Origin of the sequence: Flavobacterium sp., assembly GCF_036405015.1 — a bacterium.
Classification (GTDB): domain Bacteria; phylum Bacteroidota; class Bacteroidia; order Flavobacteriales; family Flavobacteriaceae; genus Flavobacterium.
Genome location: NZ_DASWYK010000136.1, coordinates 1 through 11,426 on the forward strand (window position 1 = coordinate 1; position 11,426 = coordinate 11,426).

The following is an 11,426-nucleotide window of genomic DNA, read 5'->3' on the forward strand; positions in this document are numbered from 1 at the left end:
TTCTGAATCTTCTTCTTGAACAATTCCGTTCAAGGCATCATAATAGGATTTTTCCAGTGAAAATAAAGACTGATTTTTTCTGTACAAATCGATAAACTCATTATAAGTTAATTTGTATAGAAAACTTTTTAAAGAATGGTCAGATTTCAATCTCGTACGCTGCTCCCATACTTTGATAAAAACGTTTTGCACAATATCTTCTGCACTGTAAATGTTCTTAACCAAACTGTTAGCGTAAACACAAAGTTTATGATGATAGGTGTCAATTAAATAGGCATAAGCCATTTCATCTCCATTTTGTAGAGACTCAATTAGTATTGCATTATCATTGTAATCACCCGTTTTCATATAAACAAATATATAAATTTATAGTTTTTATGGTCTAAATTAGACCAGTATTTAGTAAAATTCGTGTTTTTTTTCGTTTTCTATTCGAAATTTATTACAAATAAAAATCAGAAAAAAAGGCAAATATAAAAACTTTTATTCTTTTATTTCTATCAAATTAGTAGAATTTATTGAACGAAAAAACTTGTGAAAAATAAAAAATGCATCAAAATGAAAAAAACTTTATCAAATTGTTAGGGTTTTGTTTTTTGGCCTCGTAATAATATTAAAAACGACTAAAATGACAGTAAAAAAGTCAGAGAGACTAATTGTTAAATTTATCACAAATCAGGCTTCTCACGAAGAAATTGAGGAGCTTACTGAGTGGTTAAAAGAAGAAGAGAATCAAACGGTGTTTAAGGATTTTGTAAAAACCAATTACGCTATTGATACTACTTTGAACACTTTTGATTCTACTGAAGTAAGAAAACAACTTTCAGAAAGAATTCAAAAGGAAAATAATGTTTTTTACAAACGAAGATTTTCATCTTACTATAAATATGCTGCAATTTTGATTGTAGCCCTAGGAGGTTTTTATTTCTATAAAAATACAGAAAAATCACATTCAAAACAAAATGTGGTGATTCCGAGAGAAGATGAAATTGTATTGCAGCTTGGAAATGAATCACAAAATCTGGATCCGAACGACGACAAAAATATTACAGATAAAAACGGAAATGTAATTGGAAGACAGGAAAAAGACAGATTGGTTTACACAAAAGCATATTCTGGTGGAGCATTGGTTTACAATACGATTAGAATTCCTTACGGAAAAAAGTTTGAAGTACAATTATCTGACGGAACATTAGTGCATTTAAATGCTGGAACAACATTACGTTATCCGGTGCAGTTTGTGAAAAATCAAAACCGACAAGTGTATTTGCTTGGGGAAGCTTATTTTGAAGTAGAAAAAGATAAAGAACATCCTTTTGATGTCAATACGCAAAATGTAAATGTTGAGGTTTTAGGAACCAAGTTCAATGTCGATACATACAGTGAAAATACCAATACAGATGTTGTTCTGGTTGAAGGAAAAGTATCTCTTTATAAAGATCAGAAAACAAAAGAAAATCAGGTGTTTTTAAAACCTGGTGAAAAAGGTTCAAACGAAAAGGGACAATTTGCAATTACAAAAGAACAGGTTAATACAGAGTATTATACCGCTTGGGTAAAAGGAAGTTTGGTGTTTAAAAATGCATCGTTTGAAGATATTATTAAAAAATTGGAACGTCGTTATAACGTAACTTTTATCAATAGAAATAAAAAGCTCGGAAGAGAAATTTTCAATGCCCGATTTGATAATGAACCGATTGAAGTGGTTTTGAAGTATTTCAGCGATAGTTATGCAATAGATTATAATATTGACAGAGATAAGATTACGATTAAGTAGAGAGAAGAATATAGAATAGAGAAAATAGAAGATTGAAAAAAGACAAGAAGAAAGATTGGAAAATCTGAAATCTACAATCATAAAATCTAAAATAAATTAAGCGCCTATGTAACAAAATCCAAGAATGAAGGATCGTTATAAAAAAACCGGAAAATGCGCCAACATTTCCCGGTAGAGTATATGCGGTCAGTTAATTAACCAACCAACATTAAAAAAACATTTTAAAAGTATGAAAAAACTATTGAACAAAATCAGGTTCGACGAGCCTTTTTTGAAATTCGATTTGAAAATGAAATTGACCACATTGTTTATCTTAACCACTTTTACAGTGATGCAGGCGGGAGTAACCTACTCGCAGAAAGCAAAAATGTCTTTCAATGCAAATAATATGACTGTTGCAAAAGCCATTGAAAAGCTTGAATACACAACAAATTACAGATTTGTTTATAATGTACGATCTGTTGACTTAAACAGAACAATTAATGTTAATGAGAGTAATGTTTCTATCGAAACGATCTTAAGTACCATTTTTGGAGATACAAGCACAGATTTTAAAGTCTCAGGAAATCATATTGTCCTTATGGCAAAAAAAGCTTCGGAAGATAAACCTGCCAAAGCAGAAGCAGACTTTATTGTAAAAGGACGTGTTACGGATGAAAAAGGTATGCCATTAGTAGGTGCAGCAATTTCTGACAATGGTTCAGGAAGAGGTGTAAATACCGATTTTAATGGTGAATATCAGATTATTGCAGTAAGCAGCCAAACTACTTTAGCTTTTGCTTACTTAGGATATGTAAGACAAGAAATTAAAGTTGAAGGAAGAAGCGTTATCAACGTTGTTTTAAAAGAAGATGTTCTAGAATTAGAAGGGCTGGTTTTAAAAACTGGATATCAAGATATTACAGCAGAAAAAGCAACAGGATCTTTCTCTAATTTAAAAGCAAAAGATTTTCAGGAGCAACGATTAAGTGGCTTAGATAAAATTTTAGAAGGACGTATTGTTGGATATCAGGATGGAAAAATTCGTGGTACAACTTCTATGAATGGAGTAAGTGCGCCTTTATATGTTATTGACGGTTTTCCTGTTGAAAATACAAGATTAACGCCATATAGTACTATTGAAGAGAATCTTCCTAATTTGAACTTAGAAGATATTGAAACGATTACGGTTTTAAAAGATGCGGCGGCTTCTTCTATTTATGGTGCTCGTGCAGCAAATGGAGTTGTGGTTATTACCACTAAAAAAGCAAAAGCAGGTAAAACAAATATCTCGTTTTCAAGTAATTTAACGGTTACGCCTTATAGAAATTATACTGGAAATTTAACAGATTCTGGTGATATTATTGGTTTAGAAAAAGGATGGGCAGATGGAAATCCTAATTTAAAAACGGCTAATGCTGCTACTTATGCGCAATCATTATTAAATAATGCTGCATTTACAAGTTTAGGAATGCAGACTATTTTAAATGGTTATGCAGGAAAAACTTCAATGGCAGAAATGAACAGTCGTTTGGATGCACTTGGCTCTCAAGGCTACAAATATTATGATGATATTGCGAGATATGCAAAACGTGATCAATATTTTATGCAGCACAACCTTACTTTAGGTAAAGCTTCTGAGAATAATAATTTCACTGCTTCTTTAACTTATAAAGATAATCAGTTTGAAGATGTGTATACTGAAAATCAAACGGTTGGTCTTAATTTGAAAAATACAACTCAAATTAATAATTGGTTGTCTTTAGATTTAGGATCTTATACCAATTTTGGTAAAGGTGATACTCAGAGTTATTTTGCTAGTAATCCAGGATTTAAATATCAGCCATACAATCAATTAGTGAATAACGATGGAACTAATTTTGTTTCTACTGCTGCTTCTCGTTACAATAATTTCACGCTGAATTCTATGCAGACTTATGGTCTTTACAACATGGATATTACGCCAATGGACGAGTTTGGTAGAAACTTAAATGAAACTAAAACTTTCTTAAACAGAACGTTTGCTAAGTTTAATGTGAAATTCAGCAATGCATTTACATACAACGCTATGTTCCAATATGAATTTGCTTCAGATCGCGCTAGTCAGTTGTTTGATAGAGATTCTTACTATGTTAGAAATAAGGTAAATGGTATGGTAACAATTGCTAATAATAAGGCGGTTTACAACTTACCTTACGGAGATATCATTAAAGATACCAATCAGTTTTCTAATGCTTATAATTTCCGTCAACAGTTAAATTTCAACCAAACTTTTGCTGAAAAACATGATTTTTCTGCGATTGCAGGTATGGAAATTCGTCATTCTAAACAAGAGTATAATGATAATACTCGTTATGGTTATGATTCACAAGCTTTATCTTTTACCAATATAAATCAAGCCGATTTATTAAAAGTATATGGATCTGTTTTCAGCGGTTATATGTCACAAAATGAATTTGCATTAGAAAAAGAATTGCAGAATCGTTATGTTTCAGTTTACTCAACAGGAGGTTATACTTACGACAGAAGATATACGATTTCTGGAAGTATACGTTGGGATCGTTCGAATCTTTGGGGAACAGATAGTAAATTTCAAAACAAGCCTATCTGGTCTGCAGGTGCTGGATGGAATATTAACAATGAATCATTTTTTGATGTTGATTGGGTAGATGTTCTTAAACTTCGTGGTTCTTATGGTATTGCAGGAAACATTGCCAAAGATTCTGCACCATATTTAACGGCTTTTTATAGTGCTAATCCAAATGTTGGAGGAACTCAAGGAAGTGTTGGTAAACGCCCAAATCCTGAATTGTCTTGGGAAAAAACAACTACTACTAATATTGGTTTAGATTTCTCATTCTTTAAAAACAGATTAAGCGGAACTTTAGATTTATATAATAAAAAAGGTCAAAATTTATTAGCGAGTAGTCAAGGAGTTCCAACAGAAGGTTTTGGATATTCTACTTACACACTTAACAACGGAGAAATGACTAACAAAGGTATCGAGGTTAGTTTAAGTGGAACACTTGTTAAAACACCTTCATTCTCTTGGAACGCAGCTGTTTTATATGCTTATAATAAAAACGTAGTGGATTATGTAAATGTAAAAGCGCCAGTTTATTATCTGCAGTTAGATTATTCTAATGCTTTCCCTAGAGTTGGAACAAGTTTTAACTCGATTTATGGATACAAATGGGCTGGTTTAAGTAATACTGGAGTTCCTCAGGTTTATGATGCTTCAGGAACAGCGGTAAAATATAACCCAGGACAAATAGATGCTATTAAAGATTTTGGTTCAACAGTTCCAACTCAAAGCGGTTCTTTCCATACTTCTGCAAATTATAAAAATTTCTCACTTTCAGCTCTTTTTATTTATGAGTTAGGACATAAAATAAGAAATACATTCTTACCAATGTTAGCTAATAATTACAATGGAGCAATTGGAGGTTATGTAACAGATATTACTGTAGTTAACAATCATATTGCAGATCGTTGGATGAAACCAGGTGATGAAGCTTTTACAAATGTTCCAAGAGCGGTTTACGAATACGAACCAGAATTTAATTCAGAATCTCGTACCATTTATTCTTATGCAGATATTAATATTTTGGATGCTTCAAATGTGAGATTAAGCAATGTTTCATTGTCTTACCAAATGCCAAGTGCTATTATTAAGAAAGTGAAATTAGACGGAGTACGTTTCAATTTAAACGCAGAGAACGTTTATACTTTTGCTAAAAGCAGAGATGCTAAGTATATGTTAGGCGGTTTCATATCTCCAAGTTTTGTAATGGGGGTAAATGTTAATTTCTAATTTATAAAGACTAAACGATGAAAAATATATATAAAAAAGTAGCGTGCCTTTTAGCTTTAGGATTGACATTGGCATCTTGCGACGATTATTTGAGTGATGTTCCAAAAGGAGCAAAATCGCCACAAACATTGGCAGATTATGAAGCTTTTTTGCGTGACGAATACAATACAAGATTAGATATTTTAGGAGCTTCACAATTACTGAATGACCAATTTATAACAGCTGCAACTTTAACAAGCAATAGATTGTATAATGCCAATTATATGTGGGATGAAAATGCAGATCGTATTGCACTAAAAGTGTCAGATGAAACTGCTTATTATGGAACTTACTCTGGAATTGCAGCTTTTAATTTAATTATTGAAAATGCACTAACAACAACTAAAGCGACTGAGCAAGAACAGAGAATAGTTTGGGCACAAGCAAAAATAATGCGTGCCATGAACTTTTTTTATGTAACTAATTTTTATGCAGATACTTATGTTGCTTCAACAGCTGCTACAAAATTATCAGTGCCGTTAATTACAAGTGCCAATATTAATGCACCAAGTAAACAAGTAACCATTCAGGAAATGTATGATTTTATTCTGAATGACATTAAGGAAGCTTTACCTTATTTACCAAAGGTTTCTCAAACAGCTTTGCATCCAAATTTAGGTGGAGCTTATGCATTTTATTCAAGAGTTTACCTGCAAATGAATAATTATACAGAGGCTTTAAAATATGCAGATTTGGCATTGGCAGAAAATAATCAGTTGTATGATTGGGTTGCTTTTTATAATGCGAATAAAGCCATTATCGATGTACCAAATTCCTATACAACAGCAGTGTCTCCAATGGGGTATACTTATTCTGAAAATTACTTTTTTAGACACGGATCAAGCCGTTCATTAGGAAGAGAAACAAGTATACCAGTAGAAAGAGCAGCACGTTTTGAAACTGGAGATGCACGTTTAAAATCACGTTGGAAAATAAGAACGGTAGGAGCCGATACGTATTACTATTCAATATTATCTGGTATGTATAACTTTGCCGGAATTACAACTGTTGAGGTTTATTTGATTAAAGCGGAGTGTTTAGCGCGTGATAATAAAATCAGTGAGGCTTTAGCGATTTTAAATACAATTCGTAAAACTCGTATTCTTCCAGCATCTTATCAGGATATTTCAACGACGGATAAAACAACGGCTTTGAATGCTATTTTCAAAACAAAGAATAACGAACTTCTTAATACATTAACTCCTTATGCAGATGCTCGTCGTCTAAATGCGGAAGGTGTTTACAAATTTAGTTTAACAAAAGTAACAAACGGAACTACTTACACGTTAAAATCAGATTCTCATTTATGGACTTCGCCTTTCCCACAAGGAGCAACGCAAAATCCAGGAAACGGAACAATAACACAAAACGTATCTAAATAATAAACTTAAAAGCTTCCTGATTAGGAATTTTCGAAAGGGAAGCTTTTTTTAAAATATCAATCAAAAATGAATACAATTAAATTTAAAATTTTAGGATTCTGCCTTTGTTTGTTTATGATTTCAAACAATGGTCAGGCACAAAAGAAAAAGACAGCATCTGCAACGGCAGCAACATCTTATTCTATTGAAGGAAATATTACTGGACTTACAGACGGAACAGCTGTAAAATTGATTCCGGGCGCAACACATTCTTCTGAACTGCCAGTTGCTGAAACAACATTAAAAGAGGGAAAATTTACTTTCACAGGAAAATTAAAAGAACCTCGTTTTTTCTATGTTGTCTTTGGTAAAAGCAAAGGAACTATTTCTGTAATGGTCGAAAATTCAAAAATAAAAATTTCGGCGGCTGGTACTGTTTCAGATAAAGAGGGAGAATATATCACTTTTAAAGATGTAACAATATCTGGTTCTAAATCTCATGATTATTATGCTAAAGAAATCGCTTTTAAACAAGAATTACAAGCTGATTATGTAGAATATCATAAAGGAACTGAAAAAATAGCAGAAGCGTACGGTAAGGCAAGAGTCTCTGGAAATAAAAAAGCGATGGATTCAATCGGAAATTCTCCAGAATGGAAAGCGTTTGAAGCTAAAGAAAAAGCATTTTTCACGAAAGTAGAAACAAAAACTTCGGAGTTAATTGCAAAACATAAAAACAATTGGTGGGGACCATTTTTTATGATGACTTCATATAGTTATTTTACTCCAGAACAAAAGCCAATCTACGAACAGTTTTCAGATGCGGCTAAGAAAAGTTATTATGGTCAGGTTGTAGATAAAGATTTGAATCCGAAATCATTAGTAGGGACAAGTATTGCTAATTTTGGATTAAAAGATAAAGACGGAAAAACATTTAATGCAAAAGATATTGTTTCAGGAAAAAAATACATTTTGGTTGACTTTTGGGCTTCTTGGTGTGGTCCATGCCGAAAAGAAATTCCGAACCTAAAAACAGCTTATGCGGAATATGCGCCTAAAGGTTTTGAAATTTTAAGTGTTTCAATTGATAAAGACGAAAAAGCTTGGCAAAAAGCGCTTGGACAAGAAAATATGCAATGGCATAATCTTCTAGACGACGATAAAGTGAGCAAGTCATTTAATGTAAAAGCAATTCCAGCAACTTATTTAGTAGACGGTAAAGGTGTAATTATCGGAGAAAACTTGAGAGGTGCAGAATTAGAAGCTAAGCTTAAAGAACTTATGAAATCTTAGTATTTAGTTTTCAGTTTCAGTCGCAGTCGCAGTCACAGTCACAGTCACAGTCACGGTTTATTTTAATCATCCAGTTAATCACTGAAAACCGCGACAGAGACTGTGACTGAAGATTGAGACTGAAAACTAAAAAAAACATCGCAATCTTAACAATAAAAAAAATATAACATGAAAAAAACAATTTTAAAATCAGGATTGCTTGCTTTAGCGCTTGCAACGGCGGTGACTTCTTGCGCAAAGAAAGAAGGCTACACAATTAACGGAACAATTGCAGGATTAGATAAAGGAACTGTTTATCTGGAATATGCTGACGAAAAAGGAGATAAAAAAATCATTGATTCTGCTGAAGTAAAAGAAGGTGCATTTTCTTTTACAGGAAAAACAGGAGAGCCATTGTTTCATACCATTAAAATCAAAGGACAAGAATACGGAGCATATTTTCTTTTAGATAATGAAGAAATTAAAGTCGATGCTAAAAAGGATTCTATGTTTGTAGCAAAAGTAACAGGAGCTACACAAAACGGATTGTACAAATCGTACTACGATAACGAATTCAAAAAAATTCAAGCAGTTGCAGGTCCAATTTACAAATTATCGGATTCATTAACTCAAAATGGAAAAGTAAAACTGACGCCTGAACAACAAACCATGATGGACAAAAAATGGAAAGATCTTGGCACTTTTGCAGATGATCTTACAGATAAATTCATCAGAAAAAATAAAGATAATTTAGGAGGAGCATTAGTAATCGAAGACAGAATTGTTTCTTACGGAACTCCTGAAAAAGTAAAAGAATACTACGCTGTTTTATCTCCAGAAATCCAAAAATCATTCTACGGAAAAAAATTAAAAGCGTCAATTGACCTTAACGAAAAAACAGCAATTGGAGTTGTAGCACCTGAATTTTCTCAAACTGATGTAAACGGAAAAGTGGTGAAATTATCAGATTACAAAGGGAAATATGTTTTAGTTGATTTCTGGGCTTCTTGGTGTGGTCCATGTCGTAAAGAAAATCCAAATGTGGTTGTGGCTTACAAAACTTTCCACGACAAAGGATTTGACGTTTTAGGGGTTTCTCTTGACGATAAAAAGAATCTTTGGGAAAAAGCAATCGAAAAAGACGGTTTAACTTGGACACATGTTTCAGATTTAAAAGGATGGCAGAACGAAGCTGCTGTTTTATACGGTGTCAAAATGGTTCCAACCAACTACTTAATTGGACCTGACGGAAAAATCGTGGCTAAAAACCTTAGAGAAGCTGAATTACAATCTAAACTAAAAGAAATTTTCAGTAAATCATAAATAGTTCACAGTCTCAGTTTTCAGTTTTTAGTTAAACTGAGACTGAAAACTGAGACTGAAACTCACAAAAATCTCTCACAAAAAAATGAAAAAATACATCTTTCTGGGCTATTGCTCATTGGCTTTCTGTGCCCTTATGTCAGCGCAGGGAAAATCGGTTAACTTTAAGAAAATAAAAGAGTTAGGTGGAATTGAAGAATATTTGTACCAGCCAAATGGGATGAGTTTACTGCTTTTGCAGGACAATGCTTCTCCGGTTGCAACAGTACAAATTGTATATCGTGTAGGTTCTAAACATGAAGTTTTAGGAAACACCGGATCAACACACCTTTTGGAACATTTGATGTTTAAAGGAACCCCAACTTTCAACAAGAAAAACGGAAATACCATTACAGATGTGCTGCAAAATACAGGAGCACAGTTAAATGCAACAACATGGTACGACAGAACCAATTATTTTGAAACACTTCCAAGTGATAAAATCGAACTGGCACTTCAAATCGAAGCCGACAGAATGCGAAATTCGTTATTGACAAAAGAAGACAAAGAAGCCGAAATGACTGTGGTTCGCAACGAATTTGAAAGAGGCGAAAACAACCCGAACAGTTTATTGGATAAGGAAATCTGGGCGGCAGCTTATATTGCTCATCCATATCATCACTCTACAATTGGTTGGAAATCGGATATTGAAAAAGCACCAATTGAAGTTTTAAAGAATTTCTATAATACCTATTATTGGCCAGACAATGCGACTCTGACCATCATCGGAGATTTCAGAAAAGAAAATGTTTTTGAACTGATTGAGAAATATTTCGGAAAAATCACAAAAGCGCCGCATGTAATGCCACAGCCTTATACAGAAGAGCCACAGCAATATGGAGCACGTAAAATTGTGGTGAGAAAACCAGGAGAATTGGGCGTTGTAAACAAAGCCTATAAAATTCCAGGTGCTTTGCACGAAGATCTTCCCGCTTTAAATATTCTGGCTCAAATTATTGGGAATGGTCCATCGGCAATTTTGAACAAAACTTTCGTTGATACCCGTTTGGGAATTTATTCTTATGCCAGTGCAACGAACTTCAAAGAAGTGGGACTTTTCACGATTGGTGTCGGTTTTCCAACCACTTCGAAACATGAAGATATTGATTCTAAAATCAGTGAGGTTATAGCAAAAATCCAGAAGGAAGGAGTGACTCAGGATGAGGTAAACCGTGTAGTAGCAAAAATAAGCGCTCAGACTGTTTTAGCGCGTGATGGTTCTGGTGTAATTGCTTCGGCTTTGAATGAGGCAATCGCTTCGGGAGATTGGACAGACTACATTACAGGAGTTGACCGATTGAAAAAAGTAACTCCGGCAGATGTTTTGCGCGTTGCAAACCAATATTTGGTAGAAGACCAAAGTACAACTGGTTATTTTATTCCAAAACAATCGGGATCTCAAAATCAAAAGACAGCTCAGGCAGGAAAGTTTATGCCTGAAAACGGACCATTTTATTACAGACATTCAGAAGATGGGCATTTGCATGAAGAAAGTTCAGCGGCTGTTTCTTCATCAGTAAAAAATATACTTACAGAAGCTGAATCATTAGAAACTACAATTGAAAAAACGGCTTCTGCTTTTAAAAGAGAAAAAGTTTCTGGAATTGATGTGGTTTCTGTAAAAACTTCAGCAAAAGATTTTGTGACTGTTGCAGCGAGTATTTCACTTGGAAATTATGCCAGCGAAAGCAAAAATGATATGATTCCGGCTTTAACAGCTTCAATGCTGTCAAAAGGAACAACGCTTAACGACAAATTCAAATTCTCAGAAAAACTGCAGAAATTAGGCGTAACATTAAATGTAAACGCCTCAGCCTTCAAA

At 33.6% G+C, this 11,426-nt stretch carries 7 protein-coding genes; 6 read left to right on the forward strand and 1 reads right to left on the reverse strand.

Going from position 1 to position 11,426, the window contains the following annotated elements:
• Positions 1-348: RNA polymerase sigma factor (locus tag VGE71_RS10490; RefSeq protein ID WP_331138290.1), on the reverse strand; the 348-nt coding region annotated here is incomplete at its 3' end.
• A gap of 280 nt (positions 349-628) precedes the next feature.
• Between VGE71_RS10490 and VGE71_RS10495 the strand changes: the two genes are divergently transcribed.
• The 6 genes from VGE71_RS10495 to VGE71_RS10520 all read left to right on the forward strand — a co-directional run.
• Positions 629-1,777 (forward strand): FecR family protein, encoded by a 1,149-nt coding sequence (locus VGE71_RS10495; RefSeq protein ID WP_331138291.1) that lies wholly within the window; start codon positions 629-631, stop codon positions 1,775-1,777.
• Positions 1,778-2,006: 229 nt separating this feature from the next.
• Positions 2,007-5,570, forward strand: coding sequence for a SusC/RagA family TonB-linked outer membrane protein (locus VGE71_RS10500; RefSeq protein WP_331138292.1), 3,564 nt, complete (start codon positions 2,007-2,009; stop codon positions 5,568-5,570).
• Between the two features lie 17 nt (positions 5,571-5,587).
• Complete coding sequence (locus VGE71_RS10505) at positions 5,588-6,991, forward strand: RagB/SusD family nutrient uptake outer membrane protein (RefSeq protein ID WP_331138293.1); 1,404 nt, start codon at positions 5,588-5,590, stop codon at positions 6,989-6,991.
• A 66-nt stretch (positions 6,992-7,057) separates the two neighbouring features.
• Entirely contained in the window at positions 7,058-8,263 is a 1,206-nt protein-coding gene (locus VGE71_RS10510; RefSeq protein ID WP_331138294.1) for a TlpA disulfide reductase family protein, read from the forward strand.
• Between the two features lie 168 nt (positions 8,264-8,431).
• Entirely contained in the window at positions 8,432-9,565 is a 1,134-nt protein-coding gene (locus VGE71_RS10515) for a TlpA disulfide reductase family protein (protein ID WP_331138295.1), read from the forward strand.
• 85 nt (positions 9,566-9,650) lie between these two features.
• Positions 9,651-11,426: pitrilysin family protein (locus VGE71_RS10520; protein ID WP_331138296.1), on the forward strand; the 1,776-nt coding region annotated here is incomplete at its 3' end.

Excerpts from the sequence above, each read along its gene's own strand:
- VGE71_RS10510 (WP_331138294.1), top strand. The coding sequence starts at position 7,058 with ATGAATACAATTAAATTTAAAATTTTAGGATTCTGCCTTTGTTTGTTT.
- VGE71_RS10495 (WP_331138291.1), top strand. The coding sequence starts at position 629 with ATGACAGTAAAAAAGTCAGAGAGACTAATTGTTAAATTTATCACAAAT.
- VGE71_RS10505 (WP_331138293.1), top strand. The coding sequence starts at position 5,588 with ATGAAAAATATATATAAAAAAGTAGCGTGCCTTTTAGCTTTAGGATTG.
- VGE71_RS10500 (WP_331138292.1), top strand. The coding sequence starts at position 2,007 with ATGAAAAAACTATTGAACAAAATCAGGTTCGACGAGCCTTTTTTGAAA.
- VGE71_RS10515 (WP_331138295.1), top strand. The coding sequence starts at position 8,432 with ATGAAAAAAACAATTTTAAAATCAGGATTGCTTGCTTTAGCGCTTGCA.